Source organism: Microcoleus sp. D3_18_C2 (assembly GCF_036702395.1).
Classification (GTDB): Bacteria; Cyanobacteriota; Cyanobacteriia; order Cyanobacteriales; family Microcoleaceae; genus Microcoleus.
The window spans coordinates 78,261-105,256 of the sequence record NZ_JAUBTG010000005.1 but is presented as its reverse complement, the minus strand read 5'-3'; the positions used below and the strand labels follow the sequence as shown (position 1 = coordinate 105,256).

Here is a 26,996-nt window from a genome sequence, read left to right as displayed (position 1 = left end):
TTATGGTAGGCGAGAAAAAAGACTGCGGGCGCAGTTTCCCACACGCACCGGCACTCCCTTACTCATACCTCGCCCTGTCCATAACTCAGAGTGATACCAACTTGGAAGGTGTCCTTGAGGAGCATTTATATCAAAATTCAGTGCATGATATCCTAACCATTTAGTATTGTCAAAATACCAGCCTACCCGATCACCAAATTCGTAAGATACTCTAAACGGAGTTGTAGTAATAGCGCTAATTTCTTGCCAGATGTGCTTCTGGACGCTAAATCCAAATTTCCCAGCGCTGGCTTCTTTCCACAGTTTATCAATAGTACAGAGAGCTTCTATGGGCAGGTTTTCAAGACACTCGATAGTGAGTTTACCTTCTTCTTCTCGTCCAGCTATCTTCAGCATAGTATGGAACGTCTCTTGGTCGGCTTTTTCCCATTTCTTGGCTTTAAGTAAGTTACGCAGATTATCGAAATCGTCCACATTTGTTCGCGACTGTCTAATAATTGGAGGAGGAATGCGTGGCCTAGGCTGAGGTCGTGATAGTGAAATGGCGGGTTTATTTAGAGCCTCTAAAACTTGCTTTGCTGTCCAACGTTCGTTAGGATCTTTGATGAGACATCCCCGAACAATTTCATCAAAGGGTGCAGGTAAAGACTGAGTTAACTGCGGCTCTGCTCTTATAACTAATGTTTTTAAATGTTCAGTTGTCTTCCCTGAAAAAGCCGGATTTCCAGTTAATATTTCGACGATCATAGCCCCCAGTGACCAAACATCGCAAGCTTGGAAAACTTTGCCTTCATAGAACTCTGGGGGTGCGTATCCGGGAGTACCCCTGAAAGTACGGGTAAGTACACCCTGAGACTGAACATCCTCACGCAGAAGACCAAAGTCTGAAAGTTTCCATTGTTCATCCACACGCAGCACATTTGCTGGCTTTACGTCTCGATGTACTATGTTCTGATCCTGCAAATATACTAAAACTGAGCCAATGCTTTGCACTACTTCTCTAGTTTCTTCCTCAGACAGTGGCAAGCATTTATCTAGTGTTTTTGCATCTCCTAGTTCCATCACTAAATACACAAGCTCATAATCTTTTAGCTTGCACTGACCGGCAGTGAAACAGCGAATGAGGTGCGGGTGACTGATATTGAGTATGATCTTTATTTCCCGCTTTTGTTGCTCTAAATTATCATCTTCTTTTAAGTGCAGTTTCACGGCCACAGAACGTACTGGCTCGTCTAAAATCACTTCATCAGCGCGGTAAACTGCCCCCTCACCTCCAGATCCTAAAAATTCCTTCAAGTGATATTTGCCATCAACTATGCTATTCTGCCCGTTAGCGTCCTTTAAAAGCGATATCCAGACTTGCCTATAATTACTCATAAACTGTTATTTTTTGCTATAATTGCGATGGCAGTAACATTATCTTCACTGCCATTTTTTAAGGCTGCATCTACACATTTCTCAGTTATATTTGCTGGAGATATATTGTAGTTTTCAGTGAAATTTTGAAGTTCAAAATCGCTGACTGAACCATGTAGCCCGTCACTACATAACAGCAATACATCATTAGGATGTAGCTTTCTGAAAGCAGGTGATCCATCTTCATCCCATTTTGGAGCAATAGACAATCTGGCGTTTTGCCCACCACCCAAACAGGATGTGACCACACCACGCATTCGATGATTTTTGGCATCTTGAGAAGTAATTTCTCCGCTTTTTATCAGAAGATTTATGACTGAGTGATCGTCAGTCATGTAAAGGGGTATTTCCTGACTAAAGTGATATAAACGACAGTCTCCTGCGTACAAATGCAAACAGTCAGTGGCAGTGATGATTGCAGCAACGAGAGTGGCTCCCATATCTTTGAGTTTAGAGTTACCTAACTTAAATTCTTCTAGGACTCGTTCCATAATTGCCGTGTTAGCTTTATGGAAGCTGTCTAATAGAAGTTGATAGCGAGATTCAGGAGTTTCTGGGAGGGGCTGCTTTAAAAGTTCCTTAAAAGTATCAAGGACAATTTCAGCAGCAATTTTCCCCCCTTGATGTCCACCCATACCATCTACAACAAGTGCCAGCAGTGCTGATTTATCTGGCCAAGGCTTGACCAATTTAACATCCTCATTGACATTTCGTTTTCCCTTACGGGTTCTGTCGTCATAAACCAGTCCTTGCTCTTTTAATTGCTTATCCGCCATTTGTGAGTCATGCCTTTTTTTTCACGATTTCTTGGCATCGATCAACATTCGGGTCGTGCGACGCGGATCTAGTTTGCCTTCTTTTTCTAAATTGCTCCTCTGTTGATTAATGTGTTCAAGCAGATCATCACGATTAATAACAGCAGCATTGTTCTCTAGTTTCTCCAGCACTTCCCTCACTTGCTTGGGATCAGCACTGGGATTGTAAGCCAAGTGGATCAAGTCCTCCATGATAATGTTACAATTCCAGTTAAGCCTGTCAGTTTCAACATCAGAGTTAATTTGTTCATATTGGCTGTAAGAGTTGGTGTAGAGAATAGATGTTGTTGCTGTTACAGGGTTTGGCAATGCACTAGCTGTTAGCTGGATTTGCAGCACCTCTTGACTAAAAGGGGGTTGTTTAGCACCCGCCGGAACTTCGATTTTGATCAGTACATCAGTGGGTGTATCTGTTCTTATCACTCCTAAAAGGATGCTACCATCGGATGTTTTTTCTAGTGGCAGGTAGTCTGGTTTAAATCGACAAAAGCCTTCAGCTTTAATTCCAGCTTGCGAAGTTAGCAAAAGTTGAGCATTATCAATTGCGACTGCTTGACTTGCTGTTAGTCGCTCTTTAATTTGCGGTTCTAGCTCAGTTGGAGTTTCAGCATACATAAAAGCTCCCCGACCGTGTTCACTTAAGTCTGACAGAAATGCCGTATTAAAATTAGCTGCATTACCTAAACCAACCGTGTACAGTGAAATACCAACATCGCTAAGTTTCCCAGCTTGCTCAAGCAGTGGAGTTACGTCAGTCAGAGGATTTCCCTGAGAATCAGTAGCATGACCATCAGTAATCAAAATCCCTACGCGGACAACGCCTTTTTCTTCTGGCAAGGCTTTTTGAATCCACTCTAGTGCCATGTCTGTACGGGTAACGCCACTAGCTTGCAGTTTGGTAATCGCTATATTGGCAGAATCGACCGCTCCTTTGCCACCAGCAAGAGACTTTAATAATGGCTGTACTTGAGATGAGAAACTAGCTAGTTCTAAGCTATCCGTTTCCCGCAATTGAGCTACAACTGCTTGGCAAGCTTCTTTAGCTGCTAATATTTTGCTACCTTGCATTGAACTGCTGGTATCTACAGCAATCGCCATTCGCAGCGGCAAACCATACTGTCTATCTGAACTGGAATTGATACGCACCCTCAAGATATGTTCACTTGATTCTTTCCAATTTTTGGCGGGTTTGTTCCACGCAAGTTCTAGGTTAAAAATGGTTGGCATAGTTGTTTGTTGTTGGAAAAATTATGTAGGGGCTGATTTTTTTGAGCCAGGGAAAGCTTATAAAGCTTATTCATGCTCAATCTTTCTTACAGTTCAAAGGTTGCTTCCTGTCCTGGTAAGGCATTTCGACCACCACAATCAATGACAAGGATTTGAATTTCAGTGGCATGGTTTTCTCTAACTTCTATTTGAACTATAATGTCGCCCGTACTCACAGGTTGAGTAGCTGTTTGGGTGTTTTGTTGCACGAGCCCAGAATCTATTCTTCTGACATCACCCGCAGACAATAGGCTGTTTAGGCGTGTTTGAAAACTTTCTGCACTTACCATTGTTGGGAAAAATGCTGTCATAGATACATAACCGTTAGACATCTCAAACCTCGTTACTACAAATTTATTGCACTTAGAGCAGTAATTTTTTCTATCAATATTTGTCAGGCTGCATAAGGCTAATCCTCTATCAGCCGAGGATCGGGAATGCCCCAGATTTCTTCAGCCGCATCTATAGCGTTCAGATGGGTGGGATACTCAAGATATGCTTGATATGCTTCACCCGGAGGATAGGTTAAATCCTCATCTTCATAGCAATCGTCATATTCTTCATAAAAATTATTGTCTCCATCCAGACTTTCTGGTTGTGGCTGTTTCTGGTTTGGATCGTTAGATTGATTTCCTCTGTTTGCGTTCATCAGACATTTCCTTGATGCTGCGTTATTCTACTTAAAACTTATAATAACCTGACCAATCACAGCCTTTCCCTGACACCCATCAGGAATTGTGTTAGACTTCCATCAGGAACTTCACACACACCTATTTATGGCATCAACAAACGATCGCTTCGTCGAAGCCGAAAGCCGCTGGGACTTAAAAACTCTGTACTCGGACTTGGCCGCCGTTAAGGGAAAGCCTCTCACCCCCGTAGAAAAGCTGCATCTGCGGGGGTTGCTTTGTGGCTACAGTCCCGCTGAAATCGCCGAAAAGCTGCAAAAGAATCCCAAGGGTGTTGAAACTGACCTGTGTGCCACTATCTATAAATACGTTAAAGCCTTTGTGGGTAAAGGCATTGAAAAGATAGAAAACTGGAGAAATATTGCTGAATGGCTTGAGGATGCTGGATATAAAACTAAGCCACCTGCTAAATTCCCTATTCAAGACGGTGTATCTGAAAATAGTAAAGTTAATGTAACTAATATAAGTTTTGAGAACAATCAAATAAAAATTGGTGTATACCTACAAATAACTGTACCACTACCTTCAGAACTATCAATACAAAATCTAGACCTCAACGATAACAACGGTAACTAAAATTTAGCCATAATTCAACAGATTGGTAGCGTGAAGCGACTAAAATCAGGAAGCGCGATCGCACCTTTACCCGATCGCGCGGGGCGATCGCACACTGCATTTCTCCAATAAGGGCGATCGCGCTTCTATTGTGCTATGATTCGATCGGAGCATCAGTGACTAAAAACAATAGCAAGAATTACCATTCAAATTCGCGACGAACTAGCGATTGTGATCGATAAATAGTAGTAGGTATTGCTAGTGCAACGTAACGCATCAGTCATAGATTAGAATAGAATAGAGACAAACGTGCAATCCCCGCGAACTGCAATAAAACAATAGCCAGCCAATCTTTACCTATGAGTATCACCCTCACCCCCGAACAAGAACAACTCATCCAAGCCCAACTCGCTAGCGGGCGCTATACCAACGTTACCGAAATCATTGCTGACGCGCTACGGCTGCTGGAAAAACGCGATCGATACAATCGCTGGGTAGAAGAAGTTTGCGCCAAAATCGACATCGCCGCCACACAACTCGATCGCGGTGAAGGAGTGGATGGTGAAACGGCGATCGCTCAAATCCGAGCCAAATTCCACAAAGCTCGATCGGTATAATCCCTGATGAGCCAATATGTCATCTCACCTGAAGCGATTCGCGACCTTGACGAAATCGCAGACTATTTCGTCGCACGCAACGTTGAAGCAGGCGAACGATTCATCGATGAATTCACTAAAAAATGCCGCTACTTGACACAATTTCCTCTGATGGGACGCACTTATAGTCAACTTCGCCCCTACTTGCGCGGTATTCCTCTGCAAAACTACATTATCTTTTACCGCATCGCGAACGATGGAATTGAAATTATGAGAATTATCAGAGGCGATCGGGATTTAGAAGCTTTTTTTGAATAGAATGGAGCATAGGTTAGGAATCAAATGACTGAAGAAGAACTCCTTAAGTTATATGAAAAAATTGATGCAGGTGTGAAAGTAGCAATTGCCGAAGCATATGAAAAACACTGCAGACTAGGACAATTAATTAGTATCTGGCGTGATGGTAAAATCGTGACTATAACTGCTGCTGAGATTCCACCGCTATCCAATAACGACACTATATAATTATAATTCCCGTCGTCTATTGTGCTACCATTCAATGAGAGCGTCAGTGAGTAAAAAAATGGCAACAATTACCCTTCAAATTCCCGACGAACTAGCACTGCGGCTAGATACTCTCAAAGATGAGTTACCACAGATTTTGATGCTGGGATTGAGGGAAGTCGAAGCCAATCCTTCAAGCGGATTTTCTGGACTCACGAAGATATTAGAATTTATAGCAAGTTTACCCTCGCCACAAGAAGTATTAGCCCTGCGTTTATCCGACGATCTTCAAGCTGACATCGATACTTTATTAGAGAAAAATCGCACAGAAGGACTCACGCCGATGGAGCAGCGTTTGTGGCAGCAATACGAATTTGTCGAACATTTAGTACGCATTGCCAAAGCGCAAGCCCTGCTGAAACTGAGCGAGGCTGCATGAGTAAAACCTACGTTTCAGCTAGTCTGCGACGAATGGTATGCGATCGCGCCAACGGATACTGCGAATATTGTTTAATCCCAGAAACACTCGCCCTATCGTCTCATCAAATAGACCATATCATTGCAGAAAAACACAGTGGCGAAACAGTAGAAAATAATCAGGCTTTGTCTTGCTCAATTTGTAACAAAAATAAAGGCAGCGATATTGCTTCCCTCGATCCAGAAACAGATGAAGTGGTTCGACTTTACAAGCCTCGAAAAGATAGCTGGGAAGACCATTTTCAACTTCAAACTGAAAGTGGTACAATCGAACCTCTAACTACGATCGGTCGAGTCACTGTGCGTTTATTGCAGGTTAATCGTGCAGAATGTCTGACCGAACGTAAGCTATCGATCAAAATTCGCTCGTTAACAAAATCCGATTAATCGATCGTGTTCAAGCCACACCATAACCTGTATACGGATGCTTATAGGTCGGCTGTAATCCCAACACAATATCCTCTTTAGATTTTGGCGATCGATTATGACCATCAAAGAACAACTTCTCCAAACCATTGAAACACTGCCTGATGACTTGCTAGCACAAACCCTACAATTCGTCCAAAGCCTTCAGCATCCCATTCACAAAACTCCAGGAATTTGTGGCGGTGCAGCGCGAATTCGCGATACCCGCATTCCCGTCTGGACGATTATCGCCTACCAACAACAGGGCGCAACTGAATCCGAACTTCTCTATAATTATCCAGGACTCACCCTTCAAGATTTGCAAGCGGTTGCGAACTATTACGAACACAACCGAGAAGAAATCGAGCTGTGGCTTGCTGAAAATGAGTAACTAAAAATGCTAAAGTTTTACTCGAATGAAAACTTTCCGATCGCAATGGTTGATTTACTGCGAGCGCGTGGCTATGATGTTTTGACATCCTAGGGCGCTGGACAAGCCAATCAAAAAATTCCCGATGATGAAGTCTTGATGTACGCGACAAATGCAGGGCGAGTAGTCATTACAGAAAATCGTCAAGATTTCATCAATCTCCATTCTACAACCTCAAATCATGCAGGAATTGTAATTTGTAAAGCCGATCGAGACTATGCAGGCAAAGTGCAGGTACTTCATGAATTTTTCACCCAAGATACACAGCCAATGGATAATCGTCTGCTTCGGGTGATGAAACAGAATCTTAAAGGTAGTCAACAGACATTTATACTTCAGGAATACCCAAAGTCTTCTTAAAAATAATCGTGACTTTAACTGCTGCTGAGATTCCACCGCGATCGGATAGCGATACTGTATAATTCTAATTCCCGTCGTCGCAGTTAGTCGATCGCGACTAAGGCCAAATAAACCGGGTTTCTCGGAAAAATATTTGCTTGCTCAACTTTATCTACGAATAAACCAGGTTTCTAGCCTCTGACAAGCGAATTTCTTCATGTGGTACCCGCCACGTGATTTATCTCGCGCAAATCAATCCAAAATCTAAAATCTAAAATCACTTATTGCCCCCGCATTTATCTCGCGCAAGTCAATTCTTTAATCTAAAATCTAAAATCTAAAATCGATTGACGCGCGTCAGCCCTGTTTACATAAACTGGATTAACCTATTCTCAAACAAGCCCGTGAAGCGTAGCCATACCTAGGGAATCAGCCTTTTCTTAGATAACTCAAGACAGAAGCGATCGCCTCACCAATCACAACAAACAAACAATTAATACCTATTAACTCAAAAGTGAATTATTGTCAACAGTATTTTTGCGAAAATATTGAAGCTTCACTAAAAATTGCTAGCTGACATTTGCGAATTATAGCACTTTGTTCAAAGTATTGGCAAATGCTAAGTTAATTAAAGATTTAATAAAGGTGACGCATAAGTGTTTACATCGTCGATCGCAATTTTGTTATTCTATTAGCAAGTTTCATTTGATAGACTGAATTTTTGTACCCCAGTCCTACCCCTAAACAGAACGGCAGTTTCCACAATGAGAATTTTAGTCACAGGCGGTGCAGGTTTCCTCGGTTCCCACCTAATCGATCGCTTAATGGCCCAAGGACATGAGGTAGTCTGCCTGGATAATTTTTACACCGGGACTAAACGCAATATCCTCAAATGGCTGGACAACCCGTATTTTGAGCTGATCCGCCACGACATCACGGAACCGATTCGGTTAGAGGTAGATCAGATTTACCATCTGGCTTGTCCCGCTTCCCCTATACACTATCAGTACAACCCTGTCAAGACAATTAAAACAAACGTCATCGGCACGATGAATATGTTGGGATTGGCAAAACGGGTAAAAGCAAGATTCTTTCTCGCTTCCACTTCCGAAGTGTACGGAGATCCTGACGTACATCCACAAACAGAAGATTATCGCGGCAACGTTAATTGTATCGGGATCAGATCGTGTTACGACGAAGGGAAGCGAGTAGCTGAAACCTTATCTTTTGATTACCACCGTCAAAATGGTGTAGACATTCGAGTTGTGCGAATTTTTAACAGTTTGACAGGCGATCAAAAAGTTCTCTATTACAAAGGAGATCGACTTTATTACGAAACATTTGAGGAATGCTACAGCCGGATCGGAGGTGACATATCAAATGTTTCAGTTCCTTGCTTTGACGAACAGGGAAAAATGCGCTTAAAACCAATCTCGGCAATTTGGAAACACAAAGTGACGAAGAAAGGGTATAAAATTGCAACAACCTGGGGCAAACAAGTAAAAATTACTGAAGACCACAGTTTGTTTACTCGCGACAGCCAAGGGTTGCCTCAAGCCGTATTTGGCAAAGACTTAAAGGTTGGGGATGATGTAGCTGTTCCCAGTTACCTTCCTTTTATCGATCGTCCCTTGGAACCTTTTTACATCAGCGATAAAGTTAATGCACCAGGGCTGTGGGTAATCAGCGAGGATGCGATCGCATACTTAGAAAAATTCCGAGAGCAGATATATGGATATTTCGCTCGAAAAGGAATCAGCAATCGCCAATACTTCAGCACCATCAAAAAATACGAAGCCGGCAACAAAATTCCCTGGCAACTTTGGCAAGAATTGGGATTACCTTTGACCCAAAAAGACAAAATAGCTGGCTATCAATCCGTCAAAGCCATCAACAATTACATCGAAAATGTCAGTGATTTCCTGTGGTTTTTGGGATTTTACTTAGCAGAAGGCTGTTTGGTTCATACAGAAAAAGACCGCCAGCTCGTATTTAGCTCAAATGTCAAATATCTGGAAAAGCTGATCCGGGTGACGCGAGAGTTATTTGGCTGCGAGTGTGAAATCAGATTTGACAAAGAGGAGAAAAGAGCGCCATCCGTTAACGTCAGGTCAAAAATAATTGTCGATCTAGTTGTCAATATTTTGGGGTTTGGCAAAGAATTAAGCACCAAAAAAGATATACCCAATTGGATTTTGCAACTTCCCAAAGAACAGTTAGTTCACTTTTTACACGGTTTCTGGGAAGGCGACGGGAATCACGACGCGAAAACAACGGGTTCGCTGCTAGTGTTTAACAGTTCCAGCCAAAAAATCATTGAAAAACTGGTGCTAATTCTAGCTAAATTCGGGATAGTTGGAAGTGTGTCGGAATTCGAGACAACAGTGCGAAAAGGAGACAGCAAAAAATACAAGTCTTACCGGATAACTGTTCAAGGGTTGGACGAGTACAGCATTCTCAATCTGGCTAATGCTAAACAAAAACTGCAAGCTCAAATCACAGGGGATTTAGCTTGGGCAAAAGTTAAAGCCATAGAAGAGTTTGAAATCGATGAGGATGTATACGACTTTTCTGTTCCCGACGGAGAGAATTTTGTAGGCGGTACTTACTGCGTTTGCTGTCATAATACCTATGGCCCGCGGATGTTGGAAAATGACGGCAGAGTAGTCAGCAATTTTATTGCTCAAGCTTTGCGGAATCAACCGCTGACAGTATACGGCGACGGTTCCCAAACGCGGAGTTTCTGCTACGTTTCTGATTTGGTGGAAGGATTTATTCGTTTGATGAATAGCGACAAAATCGGGCCGATGAATTTGGGGAATCCCGGCGAATACACTATATTGGAACTGGCACAAAAAATTCAAAACACGATTAATCCAGGGGCAGAAATTATCTTTAAACCGCTGCCGGAAGACGATCCAAAACAGCGACAACCGGATATTACTCGTGCTAAAACTTGGTTGGGGTGGGAGCCAACTGTGCCGCTGGATCAAGGTTTAGAGTTGACTATAAAGGATTTTCGCGATCGCATCGAGGGAAACCAAAAGTAGAGAGTGGGGATTTGTAGGGGCAAACCCCCCGTGGTTGCCCTCTAGGGGTAGGCACGGGGAGTAGGGGTAGCACTACCCCTACAAGCTGTTTTTTCCTTCTCTCCTAGATAACTAAAGGCTTCTCCCTTCTTCCTTCTTGTTTCAACATCCCATCTAATTTATTTACTAGCTTTGAGGAGATTTCTATGCAGGTTTGTGTCATCGGTACAGGATATGTTGGCTTAGTCACCGGCACTTGTTTGGCCCACATCGGCCACCACGTGATTTGCGTAGACAACAACGAAGAAAAAGTTAAATTAATGAAGTCTGGACAGTCGCCTATTTTTGAACCTGGACTGTCTGAATTAATGTCTTCTGCATCTGCATCTGGCAATCTAGAATTTACTTCGGATTTAGCAGCGGGAGTGTCTCACGGGGATATTTTGTTTATTGCGGTGGGGACGCCTCCTTTGCCTACTGGGGAAAGCGATACTCGCTACGTGGAAGCGGTTGCTCGGGGAATAGGAGCTCACCTCGATGGCGATTACAAAGTCATTGTTAATAAATCTACTGTGCCCATCGGTTCCGGGGACTGGGTGCGAAGAATTGTACTAGACGGTTTAGCAGAACGTCAAAAACCTCACAGCGGTGATGAGGTTACTGGTGAGGAAGTAGCAGCAAACAAAGGTGTTCAATTTGATGTGGTTAGCAACCCGGAGTTTTTGCGGGAGGGCTGTGCTGTTTTTGATACTTTTAATCCCGATCGCATTGTTCTCGGTAGCAACTCTCGGCGGGCTATGGATATGATGCTACAGTTATATCGGCCGATTGTCGATCGCAAGTTTGCAGAAAATCAGTCTTTGCCGGAAGTTCCTGTGGTGATGACTGATATCAGTTCAGCGGAGATGATTAAGTACGCAGCTAATGCTTTTTTGGCTACGAAGATTAGCTTTATTAATGAAGTTGCTAATATTTGCGATCGTGTCGGTGCAGATGTTAGTCAAGTGTCCCGAGGTATCGGTTTAGATTCACGGATTGGCAACAAGTTTCTGCAAGCTGGCATTGGTTGGGGCGGTTCCTGTTTCCCCAAAGATGTCTCGGCTTTAGTTCACACTGCTGACGATTACGGCTACGAGGCGCATTTGCTGAAAGCGGCAGTGGAAGTTAACCAACGCCAGCGGTTCATTGCTATTGAAAAGTTGCAGCACGTTTTGAAGATTCTCAAAGGTAAAACTGTCGGACTTTTGGGTTTGACTTTCAAGCCGGATACTGACGATTTGCGGGATGCCCCAGCGCTGATTTTAATCGAGAATTTGAATCGGTTGGGAGCGAAAGTTAAAGCTTACGATCCGATTGTTTCTCAAACTGGGATGCGTCACGGTTTGTCGGGAGTTTTGGTAGAAACTGACCCGGAAAGGTTGGCCGACGGTTGCGATGCTTTGGTGTTGGTGACTGACTGGGAACAGTTTCGCAATTTAGATTACGATAAAATGGCGAAGTTGATGAATCATCCGGTGATGATTGATGGCCGCAATTTCTTAGACAAGAAGGCTTTAGAAGCGGCTGGTTTCCAATATGTGGGGATTGGAAGGTAAAGAAGAGTTTTGATCGGAACCTCTATCCCGTAGGGTGCGCCGAAGCGCACCTTACATTTACAGCATATTCGGTGGTTGATGAAGTACAGTAGCCACTATATTTATGTTGTGTGATTTTAATACAGCACTTTCCAGGTAAGTGAAGTACAGAGAAACCGGGTTTCTTGAATAAAACCGGTTTCTGGCGAGAAATCCAGAAGAAACCCGGTTTCTGGGGTGTACTTTATAAACCTGGAATCCGCTGTATGTAGGGTGCGGATCTGCGACCTTTTAAATAGAACTTGCAGATTGATGGGTGGCGACGCACCGATGCTTACTACAAGATAGTGTGTACTACATATACATGGAATATGCTGTATCTTGCTGGTGGCCAACAATTGCCGATTTATCCGCCCCGCCTGCTTTAAAACTTTTCCATCAATGTTTTTTCTTGAGCGTAAACATCTCGTAGCTGTTGCAGCGCTGATGCGGAAATTACCGATTTAACTGTAGCTACTAATTTACCCCACTCAAGCAAGCTGTCAACTGAAACAGCCGCTTTGAAGTTGTACGTATAGAATTTAGTCCAAAATTCTGGTGCTTGTGTCCGTTTCCAGCGTTTGTACCAGGCGACAAAATCTTGAGCACAGGGCGGTTTTACTTCTAAGATTGGGGGGAAATCGGCGTAGCTGACAAATCGACTCAGGCCTTTGGCATGAACGTACACCACGTTGTGGCAGCAATCGATCCGGTATATCTGTTCCGGTGATATGTTGAACAGGAGTGCTACTGTTTCTTCGGTGACAAATCTCGATCGCGGATTGACGATCGACGATTTGTGAATAATTTTTGAGGCGCTGATAGTTGACGATCTTAACTGATTTTCTGATATCATTGTAGTTGCATCTGGTGGTGGTAGCTAAATCTATCTCTGCTAAGTGCGATCGACAGAAATTATCTGTCGGGATTAATTTTAACTGGCGATCGTCTTTAGTTTCGTTGACTCCGCCGCAAAACGGAGACAAGCCCCGACTTCTGCCATGAGAGGCGCAAAATTTTCGACCAACGTTCCAGCTACCAGATTCATCTTTAGAGTCAATCTAAAATCTAAAATCTAAAATCTAAAATCGAATGACCGGGGGCGATCGCTTTTTGATATATTATACTAAATCCAAAATTTTGTAAATAGTGAATATGAGCAAAGGCTTAGTAAGGTTGCGGGTTCGAGAGTTGGCGGCCCAGAAGGGATGGACGCTCAAAGAGGTTGCGGAGCGATCGGGCGTGGGCTACAGTACGATTAGCAATTATGCCCGTTCTCAGGGTATGGCAATGGTTGACTTTGCAGCAGTTCACAAGCTGGCTCAAACTTTTGATGTGATGATTGAGGATTTCGTGGTAATCCTAGAAAAATAGTAGAAGGTTTTGCTTAAATTATAATGTGGTAGCGATCGACTTTTGATGCGATCGTCGAAGTTTTGATGTAATGATTTGAGCAATTGTCGATCGCCCGCAACCAAACTCGATCGCCTATCATTAAAGTAACTCGCTTGCAGCAGCGCGTCAGGAGAACCAAACTGTTTGCTATTATGCAAAGACCAGGAGTTCAACAGCTTGCAGACATTCAGTGCGAAATCCTAAAAACAGTCCAGAACCAACAAATTCGGGAATATCAATTTCCCAGCGACAGTGCGAACTGCCGGCAAAGTTTTGGATGTCCGTACAGGAATCCAAACAACAGCAGTCCCCGAAGTGCACGGGCGACAAACTTGACTCATTTATCAAAGCTGGTGTGCTGCTGAAAAATTGATTTGCACATTTAGAGCAAAATTTCAGCTAAACTCAAAAATACACCCCACAACTAGGAGAACTCACAGTGGAAGTTCTAGACATCAAACACAATATCGAAACATTGTCCGATCGACTGGGTACAACCCAGGACTATCTTTGACATCCCCGCACTCACAGCCAAAATTCAAGACTTAGAGCAAATCTGCGCCCAACCAGCATTTTGGGACGACCAAGATAGAGCTCAAGAAACCCTCCAAGAACTTAATGACTTCAAATCTCATTTAGACCAATATCGCGGCTGGCAAACAAGCTTGGAAGATGCTAAAGCTATTTTAGAACTGCTGGAGTTAGAAGCCGACGAGTCCCTGTTCCAAGAAGCCTCATCAAGTCTTTCTCGGTTAACCCGCGAACTCGACCAGTGGGAACTGCAACAATTACTATCCGGGCCCTACGATGAAGGCGGCGCCGTTTTGACGATTAACGCCGGGGCCGGCGGCACAGATGCTCAAGATTGGGCCGAAATGTTGCTGCGGATGTACACCCGCTGGGGGGAAAGTCAAGGTTACAAAGTACATTTAATGGAAATTTCCGAGGGAGAGGAAGCAGGTGTTAAATCGGCTTCTTTGGAAATTGTCGGCCGTTACGCTTACGGTTATATGCGATCGGAAAAAGGCACTCACCGCTTGGTCAGAATTTCACCTTTTAATGCTAACGACAAGCGTCAAACCAGTTTTGCTGGCGTTGAAGTGATGCCAATTCTCGATCGATCCGTCAAGTTAGACATTCCAGAAAAAGATTTGGAAATCACGACTTCCCGCGCGGGCGGCAAGGGCGGGCAAAACGTTAACAAAGTAGAAACCGCAGTCCGCATCGTTCACATTCCTACCGGTTTGGCTGTCCGCTGTACAGAGGAACGCAGTCAGTTGCAAAACAAGGAAAAAGCTTTGGCATTACTCAAGGCTAGGCTGTTGGTGGTTGCTAAGGAACAGCGGGCTTCGGAAATTGCCGAGATTCGCGGCGATATGGTAGAGGCAGCTTGGGGCAACCAAATTCGCAATTATGTTTTTCACCCATACCAAATGGTCAAGGATTTGCGTACTGGAGTGGAAACAACCGCCATCGCAGATGTAATGAACGGCGAATTAGAGCCGTTTATTCAAGCTTACCTGCGGCAGGAAAATCAGTTGGTAGCCCAAACTGATTCAACCGCGGGAATATAATTGGCGCCTTGACATACAAAGTCTGCCTGTGGAGACTAAAGAATCAAGAGCCGTGATGGCAGCGGATTTGGTATAATTTTGGGGTTTTGGTCGATCGCCCGACCTTCAACAGGTCGCGCGGCCAAAAAGCTTGATATGATAAAACTTGATCTACCGAACAAAAGGAGAAATAATGACCCAAGTTGTAATAGGCGAAAATGAAGGGATTGAGTCAGCCCTACGACGGTTTAAGCGACAAGTTTCTAAAGCGGGCATTTTCCCCGACATGAGAAAGCACCGCCACTTTGAAACCCCGTTGGAAAAGCAGAAGCGCAAAGCTATTGCCAGAAGGACTAAGAGACGCTTCCACCGCAACAACAAACCCTAGAATTATTAGCACTAAATTGATTCGGCAGATATAATGCCTTGCGATTCTAGTACCGCAGCGACTCGGAGAATCACCGCTTCGCTGTAGGGAGCACCAATAATTTGTACCCCCAAGGGCAAAGCGCCGGGCCGCTGTACGGGCACGCAAAGAACGGGCAAGCCAATAAATGATAGGGGTTGGGTGAACAGTCCGAGATTGGGACGCACTCTTGTTTCTTGTCTGGCTATTACCATTTTCTCGACGCCAATTTCAGGGGCTGCTATCGGGGTGGCGGGTGCGAGGATGATGTCTGTTTGTTGGAATATTTCGCGAATTCGATCGCGGTACCACTGTCTGAATCTCTGCGCTTGCAAGTACCAAGTCGCAGGGATCAGGGTTCCCGCTAAAAAACGATCGCGCGTGGCAGGATCGAAGTCTTGAGGGCGCGATCGTAAATTGTCTAAATGCAAGTTTCCGCCCTCGCAGGCGGTAATGATAAATGCAGCAGCCCTGGCGCGATCGGATTCCGGTATGCTGACAGTCGCAAGCCCCCCTATTTTTGGGGGGTTTGTTGTTTCTTGTGTGTCATTACCACAATCCAAGACATTTGTCAATGCTTTAGCAACTATTTCTACAGCATCCATTGCTTCCGGTTCGGCCCCTGTGGCGAAATACCCGTCAGCAACAGCAATTCGCAATCCTTCGATGCCTTGATTTAACTGCGGCGAACAAAGTTCTGGCGGGCGTTGAGTGCAAACTGGGTCACGAGAATCAGGGCCTTGCAGGATATCGTACAGCAGCGCCATGTCTCTGATCGATCGCCCAAACGGCCCCACACAATCCAAACTACCCGAAAATAAATAAGCGCCAGCCCTGGACAAACGGCCGTAAGTAGGCTTAAACCCAAAGACACCGCACAAAGCAGCCGGTACGCGGATGGAACCGTTAGTATCAGAACCGAGGGTGATGGGTACAAAACCGGCGGCGACTGCTGCTGCGGAACCGCCGCTGGAACCGCCAGCGATGCGGGTAGTATCGCGGGGATTGCGAGTCGGGCCGTAGTGGCTGTTTTCCGTGACGAAACCGTAGGCGTACTCATCCATGTTGAGAGTACCTACGAGCACAGCCCCGGCTTGTTTTAGTCGGGCGACCACCGCCGCATCCTGGGTAGCGGTCGGATTGTCAGCGTTGATTTTTGACCCAGCTAGAGTAGTAATTCCGCCGATATCGAACAGGTTTTTGACTGCGAAGGGAACGCCTGCTAAAGGGCCTGGGTTTTGGTTATTTGCGATCGAATTATCTATATTTTCGGCTGCTGCGAGTGCGCTTGATGCAGTGATTGCAGTAAAGCAATTGAGGACGTTATCTCGATCGGCAATTCGTTCTAATGCCGCAGTCACAACCGCTGTCGCTGTAATTTTGCCACTTTTAACCGATGATGCTGTGGCGACTGCATCCGCTTGTGCTAAAAATTTACGTTCCTCTGCGTTCATCTGCGGTTAAAAATCAGGGTTCAAATACCGGCGCGACTTCTACTTCTGGGGGTAAAGGGAATTCAGTAACGAGTCGGGCGATCGCAGCTATCGTCTCTAAGTTTACCACAACACCGGGGCGGTGTTCCGGGTCTAAGGGTAAGTTTATCAGTTCGGCGGTGCGATCGACATATTCTTCTATATTTGTCATTTTTTTCTTGCTAGCCTTGGAGTGCGATCGATTATTGTATTGTAAGGGCGATCGGGCTGTCATTTATTATCGCTCAGTTTTTTGTATTCCTCGGATTGTCTGATGTCATCTAAAGGTGATATAGGTTCATTTGGTAGATCGGGACTGAATTCTATACATATATCAAGAACAGCTTTATTATACTTTTTATAATCATCATTTTCTGAATATGAATTTACGACTTTTGCCTGCATTCTCAATTTTCCTTCCTGCCATCCTCCAGAACCCACTTTGAGAATTTTACAATTTACTGATTTTATACATTTCCATTGAATCTCACTGCATCTAAAATTTCCCGAATCAAACGAGATAGTGCTTAATTTGGATTTAATATCAGTACGTTCTTCATAAGAATCACCCCGATAACTTGGTTTTTTTTGATAACTTATTAAAAACTTTTCCTGAAATTCTTTACTAATTAAATTCTTCAGTTTTCCTACTGTAAATGTATTATTGTTGTCGAACAACAATACATCATCATCGCGGTCTAGTGGTTGAAATTTATCACTCATAAAATTTGAGGCTGTCATGTATCTTTAAATATCATGCGTGTAGAAGCAGGAGTTACAAATGTTCTCGTGAGAGTGTCTACCCTAGGAATACAACTATCTTTACCTTTTTTATGTCTGCTTGCTTAGCAGATTTTATGAACTCACTCCGCTTCGATGTTTGTCTTTAACTCAAACACTGACAGTTTCCCGCAACCTCTCAACGGCAACATCCAGCGGAGGCAAAGTAAAATCCTCAGCATCCATCAATTCCTTAACCTTCTCAAAAATCTCAACCTCCGCCTCTTCCTGATCCGTCAGCTTATCATAAAAATAAGGGTCAGTAAACCACTGTTCAAACGCTATCATTAACAATCCATTGGGCGACAGTTCAAACCGCCAATACTTAGAAATTCTGCTGTCAACCACTTCAAACATCGGCGCCGGATTATGGATGGGATAATAGCTATAATTATCATTGCAGATGTAGTACCAAATAGTCCCTTTCCATTCTCGGATAGCATAAACAACATATTCCTTGCCTATAGTTAGCGGTAACTCAACCTTTCTAGTGTAACCGCGTGGCGGATCTATATATTCTTCAGGGAGAGATTCACCGGTATTAGCAATACAACGAATTTTCATAACTTGATTACCTACAGATTTTTAGGGGCTGTTTTGGGATACTGTCGCTTGAACTTAAACTCCACATCTTGAAGAGTCTGACTGTTCCGAAACCAATGGACTTGTACGGAAGCTCCATTAATTTCAAAAGCCTCAATACTTGTCATTTTATCCCAGTCTTCAGCATTCCCGCCATAAACAGCAATAAGTCTCCGTGCATCGCCCAACAATCTATCTGTACCGCAATGAATTACTATGCAATTACCAGCCTTAGCATCTTGCAGTAGCAGTTGCTCCTGCAAATTTCTCGGACTCTCATCGGGAATAGCACCTTGATTCATAGTTTAACAGCTTCAAATATTGTTTGTCAAATACCATAAAAACTAATTTTAGCAGGTGCAGTTTCCGCCAGCAACTTACCCCGCGAAATCACATACCGAACCGCAGCGCGCCTCCTAATTGCATCATAACAATCCTCAGCATCCAACACAATCAAATTTGCAGGTTTTCCCGCATCTATCCCATAATTATCATCTCCCAGATTGAGAGTTTTAGCACCGTTGACAGTGACCATATTAAAACAAAGGGAAATCAGCCTAGATTTCCCTGCACTTGCAATTCTTATCCTCTGCAATATCAGTGTGTCATCCACTGTTGCAGGCGAGAAAATAAAGGACTCTCAGAATACAGCCAAACCACATCATCAGTCATCTTTCCTCCTTGCGCTTTAGACAATTGTAACCGATGGCCCAAACCTTCCCGTTTCGCCTCCAAGTTAAAAGCTTCATAGCCAAAGTCACCCATCACAGAGCAAAGTTCTGCTACACTTGAACCAGCCCGTTCCAGATGACTTCCTACAACTTCTGTCAACACCGCAGGGCGAAGCTTTTGCAGCGTTTGGGAGAAACCTTTAATCACATTCACCTCAAACCCCTCCACATCAATTTTAATAAAAGTAGCACCAGGAAGATTATCTGGGAGCATTTCATCTCCGCGATACACAGGTACTTGATACTGATTAGAAATCAGACTTCGATCTTTTTCTGGGAGTTGAGCGAAAGTACCCAAACCAGTAACATCTGTAGGCACTGTCAGTGTCAGTTCATTTCGCTCGTTAGAAAGCCCACACTGGTGCAGAGAAACTTTCTGCAATTCATTGTCTGTTACCGCAGCTTTTAATGTTTGAAACGCCAGAGGATTTGGTTCAAAAGAGTGTACGCATCCCGTTGTTCCTGTATGATAAGCAGCCAAAAGAGTAATCATGCCCGTATTTGCCCCCGCATCAATAAAACTGTCCCCAGGCTGTACAGCATTTTGGATGAAAAGTTGCGTGGGCAAGTCATAATAACGGCCTAAAAAATAGCTCATGCGATCGTTCCACTTGGAAAGATCCATCGCCATCCGATAACCGTGGAACTTGCCTCGAATCTCCCGTATAGGAGCATTTTTCCACAAATCATCCCGGTACACCCCTGTGAGTGTCATCAATTTTCCCCATCCAGGGAGTTCCCGGCGCGTATATGGTAAAATCAAAAGAGAATAGAGTGGATAATTCATAATTATTAGACCTCTCCCAAAACTATTAAACACGGTTAAGCAGGTATAATCAGCTTCGTTGATATACTATCAAAATTCTACGATAAATTTTTCTTAAATTCAGACAATCTCAAACTCCAGATTGTGATTTTTCACAAAATCAAAAGTAAAATGGTCAACCACATTAGTATTGCTCAATTCCAGATTGTAAAAATCAACAAAATCCGCATCAAAATAAGGCCCAGCGTGCCAAGTCCCCACATCTAACTTAATAAAACAATTGCCCGGAATCCGAAAAGCAGCCATATCCTCTAAACTCGGTTTATAGCTATCCCCAGGAGGCGCAACCGCCATCAACCAATCCTTCCCATCCAAAGAACCCAAACACTGAGTACATTGAACGTGCCGCGTAATTTTGCGAAACTTGCGACCTTCCTTATGGAGCCGCATAATGTAAAATCTAGGAACACCATTTTGCAAATTTAACTGAGCATCCTCAGCATCGAAAGACTTGCCATCAATAGCCGTAAAGATAACTTGACCGTAACTCCGAAAATTCTCCCGTGTCACCCATTGGGCAAACAACTGCTTAGTCGAAATTGATTCGCTCATAAATCCCAACACCCCCTCCCTGCTTTCCATCAAAAACATTTTAATACAGTAACTCCTCTCTCTTCTCTTCTCTGTGCCCTCTGTGCCCTCTGCGGTTAATTAAATAAAAAAATCCAGTTCGCTTTCTCGATCGCCCAAAACACCCTTACAATCACGCATCAGCACACTGCTGCAAAAAACGAGCCGGAATATCAGGCCGAGCCCCCCAATGCAAATGCAAATAAGAAGCGTGCACCTGACAAACTCCCCAACCTTCAGCAACCGCCTCAACCTCCCCCCGCTTCCCATACCTCCAACTGTGATAAACTGGATTACTCGGTTCAACAGTTAAATGCGATCGATGAAACTCATGTCCCCAAACCTCATCAAAAGCAGTTAACACCAAACTATCCCTCACCGCCACAGCTTCTCGGTATCCCAGCGTCAAACGCTTACCCATCGCAGCAGCAGTTTCCAACACACCCACCCCTGGCCAAGAAATGCCATCGAAGTCTACAATAGAATCGCACAAATACATCAAACCGCCGCACTCCGCATAAGTCGGCATTCCCGAAAAAATCGCCCTTCTTACCGCATCCCGAATTAAAACATTACCGCTCAATTTTTGAGCAAACACTTCGGGAAAACCGCCACCAAAATATAACCCTTGCACATTGTCAGGAAACACCGAGTCATCAAGGGGACTCCAAAATACCAACTGGGCACCCAACTCTTCCAACAAATCAAGATTGTCCTGATAGTAAAAATTAAAAGCCCGATCGCGCGCAACTGCAATCCTCACTCCAAATTGTTTTCCCAAACAGTTGACAACATCATCTTTTTGAGTTATAATTCCCGAAGGGAGACCGTGCCTACCCAAAAGTTGCTCAGACCCCTCATTTCGAGTTGCAGCCAACAAAGGCAAAAGTTGCTCCCAGTCAAAACTAACAGCAGCCAAATCAGCCAGTTTATCGATCGCAGCATGAAGATTCGGCAACTCCTCAGCAGGAATCAAACCCAAATGTCGATCGGGAATACTAACAGCCTCATCCCTACGCAAAACCCCCAAAATAGGTAAATTGAGCGGTTTTAGAGCATCTTGAAGCAGTTCCAAATGTCGATCGCTCGCCACCCGATTCAGCACCAAACCAGCGAATTTAAGTTCAGGGTTAAAAGAACGGAAACCGTGGGCGATCGCAGCCACAGAACCAGAGAGCCTGCTGCAATCTATCACAAACAATACCGGCAAATTCAGCAAATAAGCAACATGAGCCGTAGAAGCAAAGGAAAAATCATAATTGCCTGCTTCTTTTCGATAATTAATCCGTGTATCCGTGTCAAAATCCGTGTCGTGCCTTCCTGATTCCTGATTCCTTCGACTCACTCCATCAAAGAGTCCCATCACCCCTTCAACTAAGGCATAATCGACATCTTGAATATGACGAGAAAAACACTTTTTTACATAAGATTCAGACGTTAATACCGGGTCTAAATTGCGACAGGGGCGACCGGTGACAAAAGCATGAAACATCGGGTCAATGTAATCGGGACCCACCTTAAAAGATTGAACATTCAAGCCGCGACGGATTAAATAAGCTAAAAGGGCGATCGTTACAGTAGTCTTTCCCGCACCGCTGCGTTCGCCAGCAATTACTAAAGCCATAGTTCTAGGTTATTCACAAAAAATACATATTTAACGAACCGCGAAGACGCGTTAGGCGAAGCCGCGCGTAAGCGCTAGGGCGCGAAGGAAGAAGGGAGCATCTCACCTTTGCAGCCCTCCGCTAGAAATTGGAGTTTTGAGGCAGGAGGCAGGAGGCAGGAGGCAGGAGGAAAGGGGAAGAAGGAAAGAGGAAGAAGGAAAGAGGAAGAAGGAAGGAGCCAGAAGAAGGAAGGAGCCAGAAGAAGTATTTTTACAAATATGAGATGCTCCCAGGAAGAATGAGAAGAAGAGAGGTAATTTAGTGGCTTTTGGGAAGTAATTTAGAGTTTTGAGTTAAATAACAGGATTAATTCAAAACTCCTAACTTAAAATTCATAACTCCTAAAAAAGTAGGGCAGACATTGCCTGCCCCACTGAATATTAACTCAATCCGTCTTGCTTATTCCTTTCTCCTTTCTCCTGATTCCATCCATCCGTTACATCCGTTACATCCGCTACACAATCCGTTGCCGAACTTCTTTTTACCGCTTAGCTAACTTCAGCATTTGAGCCGTCACTGCCAAACTTTCTTCGTAAAGCACATCTCGGCCCCAACTCTGGAGGTGCTGACCCAGCAACTGTTCCGTCACCTGATCGAACAGAGGACTCACCTGGTTAAACCGATCGGTTTGAGCGCCACCCTTTGTTTCCATCCGCATACAGCCGCCCGCTTCCGAACACAGAACCGTACCGCAGTCAGCCTTTTCGTTTGTAGAATTCAAACGCAGAGCAATCAAATCGCCCGCGACATCGCCCGAATCAGCAGTAGGAATAGCAGCCAACTCGGCTTCGATAACCCGTTCGTCCGGCCCCGCGAATTTAATTCGCTTGATGTGGTAATCGCCCTCTTCCTGTTTGAAAGCAACCGGACGCCACTGAAGCCGGCTCGCCAGCCAACCCAAATACATCAGCGCTTGAGTAGAATTGTCCTGTTCGTAATCGATCGTCACCCGATCGATTTCCCGAATCGCAGCGCGACGTTCCGGGGCGTCAAAAGCCTCAGCAGCCAACTCCTGCCATGCGGCCAACCGGCGCCAATTCAGATCCGCGATCGGAATTCCCTCCTCGATCAGACTTTGCATCAACAGCAATTCAGCTTCACACTCAGCAAAGCTGCTAGAGTCAACAATCACAGAACTGCTAACTGCCGCCAGCCGCTGGAACAAACCTCGATCGGCATCAGGATTCGCCTTCCACCACAGCAGCGTCGGCAAATCAGCGATAGTCAACGCCGTCACAATGCCGCTCACCCGTTCCAGCGCAGCTTCCGTACCCCGCAGCGTAATGTACTCGCAGCAGATCAGATTGCCACTGGTGCGCTTGTGAACCGGACAATAAGCAGCCACTTGAGCCTGCACGCCCGTATCTTCCCCCGCTGTCGGGCACAGAGCAATAATCCGGCAGGGATTGGCAGCCACAATCGCGTCAGCCACCCCCGAACCCCCGGAACCCAAGCCACTCGATCCCATCTCCTCGCCTGTGGAATTTTTGCGAGCCACTTCTTCCCGCAAAGTCGCCAGCAATTCATCGTTAGCTTTGCCTGTTCTCGGCAGCCCATAAGCTTTTTGAGCCGCCCTGATGCTAGATGCCGTCATCGGCCCGGTAATACCGTCCACCGGCCCGTCGTAAAACCCCAGATCCGCCAATAACCGCTGAGTTTCTTCCGGTTCGTAGACTACAAAAGTAAAAGTTGTTGCCCTACTAGCGATCGGAAAATCGCCCTTCGACCCCGATTCTCTGTAACTTTCCCAAATTTGACTCAATTCGGCCTCTATTTGGTCGATCGACACATCTTTAGGACTTTGTAGCGAAACCAGAGGCGGAGCTTTCATCGGTGTCATCGTCATAAATCTTTTCTCCTTTCTTATTAGTTATTAGTCCTTAGTCCTTAGTCCTTAGTCCTTAGTCCTTAGTCCTTAGTTAGCCGTTCTTAGTTAGCCGTTCTTAGCTAATAACTAATACTAATGCTGACCTATAACTAAGGACTAATGACTGCTGACTAATGGCTCTTAAAGTCTTCGCCACTTGCGGCCATCTCTGTTAATTAGCAGTTCTGCTTCCGCAGGTTCCCAAGTACCGGCTTCGTATTTAGGAACCAAATCTTGGTCGTTGGACGATTCCCAAGCCATCAAGGCCGGCGTTACCACCCGCCAAGCTTCTTCCACTTCATCAGAACGGGTAAACAAAGTTTGGTCGCCCAGCATACAATCAATTAACAGGCGATCGTAAGCATCCGAAGATGTCACCCCAAACGAAGAACCGTAACTGAAATCCATATCCACCGTCCGCGTCCGCAAATCCGGCCCCGGCATTTTCGCCTCAAACCTCAGCGAAATCCCCTCATTCGGATGCACCCGCATGGTCAAAACGTTAGGAGTAGTTTGTTGGGCTGCGGACTGAAAAATTAGCAGCGGAACTTCCCGGAACTGAATCGCAATTTCGCTAACTTTTTTCGGCAACCGTTTGCCGGTTCGCAGGTAGAAAGGCACTCCCTGCCAGCGCCAGTTGTCAATCATAAACTTCATCGCCACAAAAGTCGGCGTTGTCGAATTGGGAGCCACCCCCGGTTCATCGTGATATCCTGGCACCTGTTTGCCCTTCATCCAACCTGCGGAATATTGACCCCGAATCGCTGAGAACTCCAAGTTATTCAAATCTGCCAAGCGAGTTGCTTGCAGAACTTTCATCTTTTCGGTGCGGATGCTGTCAGCGTCGAGCGAGTTCGGCGGTTCCATCGCCGTCAGACAGAAAATCTGCATCAAGTGGTTTTGCAGCATATCCCGCAACGCCCCAGAGGATTCGTAGTAACCGGCCCGGTCTTCTACGCCTACTGTTTCTGCAACTGTAATTTGTACGTGATCGACAAATTGCCGATTCCACAGCGGTTCAAAAATCGCGTTAGCAAACCGGAACACCATTAAATTTTGAACAGTTTCTTTACCCAAATAGTGGTCTATCCGGTAAACTTGCTGTTCTTGGCAAACCTTCTGCACGACTCGGTTGAGAGCTTTTGCCGAACTCAAGTCGCGGCCGAAGGGTTTTTCAATTACCAAGCGGTGTTTTACTGGATCGACCAGCATTTGAGCCGCGCCCAGTTGCCTAATTGCTTCTGGGAAAAAGTTCGGGGAAACTGAGAGATAAAATATGTGATTGCCGCGAGTTCTCCTTTCTTCGTCGATTTCCGCTAAGAAAGCTTTTAGTTTTTGATAGCTTTCGGGGTTGTCTATGTCGCCCGGACAGTAGTACAAACCTTTAGCGAATTCTTGCCAAAATTCTTCATTGCCAATCCCGCCGCCAAATTCTTCTATGCCTTCGCGCATTTGCTCGCGGAAGTAATCGTGACTCCAAGGGCGGCGGGCTACTCCCACCACGGTAGTTTCCGGTGGCAAGCGTCGATCGCGCTTCATCTGATAAATTGCAGGTACCAGTTTGCGCTGGGTCAGATCCCCAGAAGCTCCGAAGATTACCAGAATTTGTGGTTCCGGCACTCGTTCTTTTCGCAAACCGACGCGCAGTGGGTTTTCAAGTATTGCGACCATTTCTTATTTTGCTCCTTCCATAGCTGTCAACCTTACTGATAAATCCTGAATTATGGCTTCATATTTAGCCGTCAATTCTTTAATTTGAGCCTGATACTCAGATTTTATTTCGGCTCTGATTTCTTCCCTGAGTTCAGCCTTAAGTTCCTCTCTGAGTTCTCCCCTAACCTCCTCGCGAATTTTGTTCCTCTCAAAAGCCAGTCGAACTTCCCAATCCTTATCCCGCTGTAGCAGTTCAGCTTTTAGCTGCCTATTCTCTGAGCGCAACTGCTCTAACTCTAAAGCCACAGCAGCAGCACGCCTATCCCTTTCTCTGTTTTGCTGTCGGATTTGCTCTCTGAGCCGCTGATTGTCCGATCGCAACTTCTCGACTTCCGAAGCACTATCTTTAGGCGTTCGCCCGTTTCCGTTTGAAGGAAATCGCCGCTCTACCAGGCGCTGAACTGCTGCACCAGTGGGCATACTATTAGGCGATAACTCCAGAGCTTCTTGCCAAATTTCGAGTTGTAGCTCTGGGGGTAATCCTGTTAGAGGACGGACTTGATTTTCCTTTGTCGGAATTTTGAGACCAATTGGTCTCAAATTTTCGACAACCTGCGCTGCTGAAATAAATCGATCTGCTGTCCGTCTTCCGATGCCCCAGTTGTCAAGGCAATAAGCCTCAAAAGTCTTGTGAGTTTCACGGTACAGTTTCTCTTCCCGAATCTCATCAAGGGCTTTGCCAACTTCGTAAAATATCTGAAGTCCATGTTCGACAATGGATTCTAGTTCTTGAAGCCTTGTCCGTTCAGCTACATCAAGTTGGGCAGTGCCATATTCGGTTTCTACTAGGGTATTGATAGTTTGCATGGCAATTCCTCAGCGGTCGGAGATGGAAAATTCGAGTTGGATCTTCTGGCGAGATTTCTGCTAGAGAAGGCAGTTGATTTTCCTCTGTCGGATTTTTGAGACCAATTGGTCTCAAATTTTCCCGGTTCGAGATTCAAAACTTAGCGCCAAGAGCCAAAGTAATCGGGATTTGATTTTCCTCTGTCGGATTTTTGAGACCAATTGGTCTCAAATTTTCCCGGTTCGAGATTCAAAACTTAGCGCCAAGAGCCAAAGTAATCGGGATTTGATTTTCCTCTGTCGGATTTTTGAGACCAATTGGTCTCAAATTTTCCCGGTTTGAGATTCAAAACTCAGCGCCAAGAGCCAAAGTAATCTGGATTTGATTTTCCTCTGTCGGATTTTTGAGACCAATTGGTCTCAAATTTTCCCGGTTTGAGATTCAAAACTCAGCACTCAAGAGCCAAAACAATTATCTATTCCGACTCCTAAATGCTTCTGCCTTTAAGGATACAGA

At 44.9% G+C, this 26,996-nt stretch carries 32 protein-coding genes and 3 pseudogenes; 16 read left to right on the top strand and 19 right to left on the bottom strand.

Annotated features, from left to right (window positions below; all coding sequences use genetic code 11):
* The 5 genes from QUA88_RS05485 to QUA88_RS05465 all read right to left on the bottom strand — a co-directional run bounded on the left by QUA88_RS05485 (position 1) and on the right by QUA88_RS05465 (position 4,146).
* Entirely contained in the window at positions 1-1,377 is a 1,377-nt protein-coding gene (locus QUA88_RS05485; RefSeq protein ID WP_333270670.1) for a serine/threonine-protein kinase, read from the bottom strand.
* Positions 1,374-2,192, bottom strand: coding sequence for a protein phosphatase 2C domain-containing protein (locus QUA88_RS05480; protein WP_333270668.1), 819 nt, complete (start codon positions 2,190-2,192; stop codon positions 1,374-1,376). Before QUA88_RS05480 ends, QUA88_RS05485 begins: the two co-directional genes overlap by 4 nt.
* 21 nt (positions 2,193-2,213) lie before the next feature.
* Positions 2,214-3,458, bottom strand: a complete 1,245-nt coding sequence (locus tag QUA88_RS05475) for a VWA domain-containing protein (RefSeq protein WP_333270665.1) — start codon at positions 3,456-3,458, stop codon at positions 2,214-2,216.
* An 86-nt stretch (positions 3,459-3,544) separates the two neighbouring features.
* A complete protein-coding gene (locus QUA88_RS05470; RefSeq protein ID WP_333270662.1) occupies positions 3,545-3,808 on the bottom strand; it encodes a hypothetical protein in 264 nt (87 codons plus the stop codon).
* Between the two features lie 98 nt (positions 3,809-3,906).
* Positions 3,907-4,146 carry a hypothetical protein gene (locus tag QUA88_RS05465; RefSeq protein WP_333270660.1) on the bottom strand — a complete coding sequence of 80 codons (240 nt, stop codon included), beginning with the start codon at positions 4,144-4,146 and terminating at the stop codon, positions 3,907-3,909.
* A 127-nt stretch (positions 4,147-4,273) separates the two neighbouring features.
* Between QUA88_RS05465 and QUA88_RS05460 the strand changes: the two genes are divergently transcribed.
* The 12 genes and pseudogenes from QUA88_RS05460 (at position 4,274) to QUA88_RS05405 (ending at position 12,116) form a co-directional block, all read left to right on the top strand.
* Positions 4,274-4,762: a helix-turn-helix domain-containing protein gene (locus QUA88_RS05460; RefSeq protein WP_333270657.1), complete on the top strand. Its 489-nt coding sequence runs from the start codon at positions 4,274-4,276 to the stop codon at positions 4,760-4,762.
* Positions 4,763-5,100: 338 nt separating this feature from the next.
* A complete protein-coding gene (locus QUA88_RS05455; RefSeq protein WP_333199092.1) occupies positions 5,101-5,358 on the top strand; it encodes a type II toxin-antitoxin system ParD family antitoxin in 258 nt (85 codons plus the stop codon).
* 6 nt (positions 5,359-5,364) lie between these two features.
* Positions 5,365-5,655, top strand: coding sequence for a type II toxin-antitoxin system RelE/ParE family toxin (locus QUA88_RS05450; protein WP_333270655.1), 291 nt, complete (start codon positions 5,365-5,367; stop codon positions 5,653-5,655).
* A 24-nt stretch (positions 5,656-5,679) separates the two neighbouring features.
* Positions 5,680-5,862 (top strand): hypothetical protein, encoded by a 183-nt coding sequence (locus tag QUA88_RS05445; protein ID WP_333270652.1) that lies wholly within the window; start codon positions 5,680-5,682, stop codon positions 5,860-5,862.
* Between the two features lie 58 nt (positions 5,863-5,920).
* A complete protein-coding gene (locus tag QUA88_RS05440; protein WP_333207705.1) occupies positions 5,921-6,280 on the top strand; it encodes a hypothetical protein in 360 nt (119 codons plus the stop codon).
* Positions 6,277-6,705, top strand: a complete 429-nt coding sequence (locus QUA88_RS05435) for an HNH endonuclease signature motif containing protein (RefSeq protein ID WP_333270649.1) — start codon at positions 6,277-6,279, stop codon at positions 6,703-6,705. The genes QUA88_RS05440 and QUA88_RS05435 overlap by 4 nt, the downstream gene beginning before the upstream one ends.
* 97 nt (positions 6,706-6,802) lie before the next feature.
* Positions 6,803-7,114 (top strand): DUF433 domain-containing protein, encoded by a 312-nt coding sequence (locus tag QUA88_RS05430; RefSeq protein WP_333055757.1) that lies wholly within the window; start codon positions 6,803-6,805, stop codon positions 7,112-7,114.
* A 117-nt stretch (positions 7,115-7,231) separates the two neighbouring features.
* Entirely contained in the window at positions 7,232-7,513 is a 282-nt protein-coding gene (locus QUA88_RS05425; RefSeq protein ID WP_333055764.1) for a DUF5615 family PIN-like protein, read from the top strand.
* Positions 7,514-8,256: 743 nt separating this feature from the next.
* Positions 8,257-8,775, top strand: a pseudogene (locus QUA88_RS05420) (GDP-mannose 4,6-dehydratase); the annotation flags it as partial.
* A pseudogene (locus QUA88_RS05415) lies at positions 8,758-10,113 on the top strand (LAGLIDADG family homing endonuclease); the annotation flags it as partial. The pseudogenes QUA88_RS05420 and QUA88_RS05415, both read left to right, overlap by 18 nt.
* Positions 10,114-10,542 (top strand): annotated as a pseudogene (locus tag QUA88_RS05410) (GDP-mannose 4,6-dehydratase); the annotation flags it as partial.
* 185 nt (positions 10,543-10,727) lie between these two features.
* The gene (locus tag QUA88_RS05405; protein ID WP_333055756.1) at positions 10,728-12,116 is read left to right on the top strand and encodes a UDP-glucose/GDP-mannose dehydrogenase family protein; all 1,389 of its coding nucleotides are present in this window, start codon (positions 10,728-10,730) and stop codon (positions 12,114-12,116) included.
* 403 nt (positions 12,117-12,519) lie between these two features.
* On the opposite strand, the gene QUA88_RS05400 is transcribed toward QUA88_RS05405, so the two are convergent.
* Entirely contained in the window at positions 12,520-12,990 is a 471-nt protein-coding gene (locus tag QUA88_RS05400; protein WP_333055755.1) for a hypothetical protein, read from the bottom strand.
* Between the two features lie 299 nt (positions 12,991-13,289).
* On the opposite strand from QUA88_RS05400, the gene QUA88_RS05395 reads away from it, so the two are divergent.
* Positions 13,290-13,508, top strand: coding sequence for a helix-turn-helix transcriptional regulator (locus QUA88_RS05395; protein ID WP_333055754.1), 219 nt, complete (start codon positions 13,290-13,292; stop codon positions 13,506-13,508).
* 13 nt (positions 13,509-13,521) lie between these two features.
* Here the strand turns inward: QUA88_RS05395 and QUA88_RS05390 are convergent, their stop codons facing one another.
* Complete coding sequence (locus QUA88_RS05390; RefSeq protein WP_333055753.1) at positions 13,522-13,668, bottom strand: hypothetical protein; 147 nt, start codon at positions 13,666-13,668, stop codon at positions 13,522-13,524.
* A 51-nt stretch (positions 13,669-13,719) separates the two neighbouring features.
* Between QUA88_RS05390 and QUA88_RS05385 the strand changes: the two genes are divergently transcribed.
* The 3 genes from QUA88_RS05385 to rpsU all read left to right on the top strand — a co-directional run bounded on the left by QUA88_RS05385 (position 13,720) and on the right by rpsU (position 15,470).
* Complete coding sequence (locus QUA88_RS05385; protein ID WP_333055752.1) at positions 13,720-13,902, top strand: hypothetical protein; 183 nt, start codon at positions 13,720-13,722, stop codon at positions 13,900-13,902.
* A 66-nt stretch (positions 13,903-13,968) separates the two neighbouring features.
* Positions 13,969-15,103, top strand: a protein-coding gene (prfB, locus tag QUA88_RS05380) for a peptide chain release factor 2 (protein WP_333055751.1) whose coding sequence is annotated in 2 segments (ribosomal slippage) — positions 13,969-14,040 and positions 14,042-15,103 — 1,134 coding nt in all. Because the reading frame shifts where the segments join, the coding sequence is not laid out codon by codon here.
* Between the two features lie 172 nt (positions 15,104-15,275).
* Entirely contained in the window at positions 15,276-15,470 is a 195-nt protein-coding gene (rpsU, locus tag QUA88_RS05375; protein ID WP_006632476.1) for a 30S ribosomal protein S21, read from the top strand.
* Between the two features lie 11 nt (positions 15,471-15,481).
* Here the strand turns inward: rpsU and QUA88_RS05370 are convergent, their stop codons facing one another.
* From QUA88_RS05370 to QUA88_RS05315, 12 genes are all read right to left on the bottom strand, one after another.
* Positions 15,482-16,942 carry an AtzE family amidohydrolase gene (locus tag QUA88_RS05370; protein ID WP_333270645.1) on the bottom strand — a complete coding sequence of 487 codons (1,461 nt, stop codon included), beginning with the start codon at positions 16,940-16,942 and terminating at the stop codon, positions 15,482-15,484.
* Between the two features lie 13 nt (positions 16,943-16,955).
* Positions 16,956-17,195, bottom strand: coding sequence for a DUF4089 domain-containing protein (locus QUA88_RS05365; protein WP_445242990.1), 240 nt, complete (start codon positions 17,193-17,195; stop codon positions 16,956-16,958).
* On the bottom strand, positions 17,192-17,701 hold the full coding sequence (locus QUA88_RS05360) for a KGK domain-containing protein (RefSeq protein ID WP_333055749.1): 510 nt from the start codon (positions 17,699-17,701) through the stop codon (positions 17,192-17,194). Before QUA88_RS05360 ends, QUA88_RS05365 begins: the two co-directional genes overlap by 4 nt.
* A gap of 150 nt (positions 17,702-17,851) precedes the next feature.
* Positions 17,852-18,304: a hypothetical protein gene (locus QUA88_RS05355; protein ID WP_333055748.1), complete on the bottom strand. Its 453-nt coding sequence runs from the start codon at positions 18,302-18,304 to the stop codon at positions 17,852-17,854.
* A gap of 11 nt (positions 18,305-18,315) precedes the next feature.
* Positions 18,316-18,624 carry a hypothetical protein gene (locus tag QUA88_RS05350; RefSeq protein WP_333055747.1) on the bottom strand — a complete coding sequence of 103 codons (309 nt, stop codon included), beginning with the start codon at positions 18,622-18,624 and terminating at the stop codon, positions 18,316-18,318.
* 26 nt (positions 18,625-18,650) lie between these two features.
* Positions 18,651-18,935, bottom strand: coding sequence for an amidohydrolase family protein (locus QUA88_RS05345; protein WP_333055746.1), 285 nt, complete (start codon positions 18,933-18,935; stop codon positions 18,651-18,653).
* Positions 18,920-19,840, bottom strand: a complete 921-nt coding sequence (locus QUA88_RS05340; RefSeq protein WP_333055745.1) for an FkbM family methyltransferase — start codon at positions 19,838-19,840, stop codon at positions 18,920-18,922. The genes QUA88_RS05345 and QUA88_RS05340 overlap by 16 nt, the downstream gene beginning before the upstream one ends.
* 99 nt (positions 19,841-19,939) lie before the next feature.
* A complete protein-coding gene (locus QUA88_RS05335) occupies positions 19,940-20,431 on the bottom strand; it encodes an ureidoglycolate lyase (RefSeq protein ID WP_333055744.1) in 492 nt (163 codons plus the stop codon).
* A 151-nt stretch (positions 20,432-20,582) separates the two neighbouring features.
* Positions 20,583-22,073 (bottom strand): cobyrinate a,c-diamide synthase, encoded by a 1,491-nt coding sequence (locus QUA88_RS05330; RefSeq protein ID WP_333055743.1) that lies wholly within the window; start codon positions 22,071-22,073, stop codon positions 20,583-20,585.
* A gap of 521 nt (positions 22,074-22,594) precedes the next feature.
* Positions 22,595-23,959 carry a glucose-6-phosphate dehydrogenase assembly protein OpcA gene (opcA, locus tag QUA88_RS05325; protein WP_333055742.1) on the bottom strand — a complete coding sequence of 455 codons (1,365 nt, stop codon included), beginning with the start codon at positions 23,957-23,959 and terminating at the stop codon, positions 22,595-22,597.
* A 162-nt stretch (positions 23,960-24,121) separates the two neighbouring features.
* A complete protein-coding gene (gene zwf / locus QUA88_RS05320; RefSeq protein WP_333055741.1) occupies positions 24,122-25,651 on the bottom strand; it encodes a glucose-6-phosphate dehydrogenase in 1,530 nt (509 codons plus the stop codon).
* 3 nt (positions 25,652-25,654) lie between these two features.
* On the bottom strand, positions 25,655-26,500 hold the full coding sequence (locus tag QUA88_RS05315; RefSeq protein WP_333055740.1) for a hypothetical protein: 846 nt from the start codon (positions 26,498-26,500) through the stop codon (positions 25,655-25,657).
* Positions 26,501-26,996 lie beyond the last annotated feature (496 nt).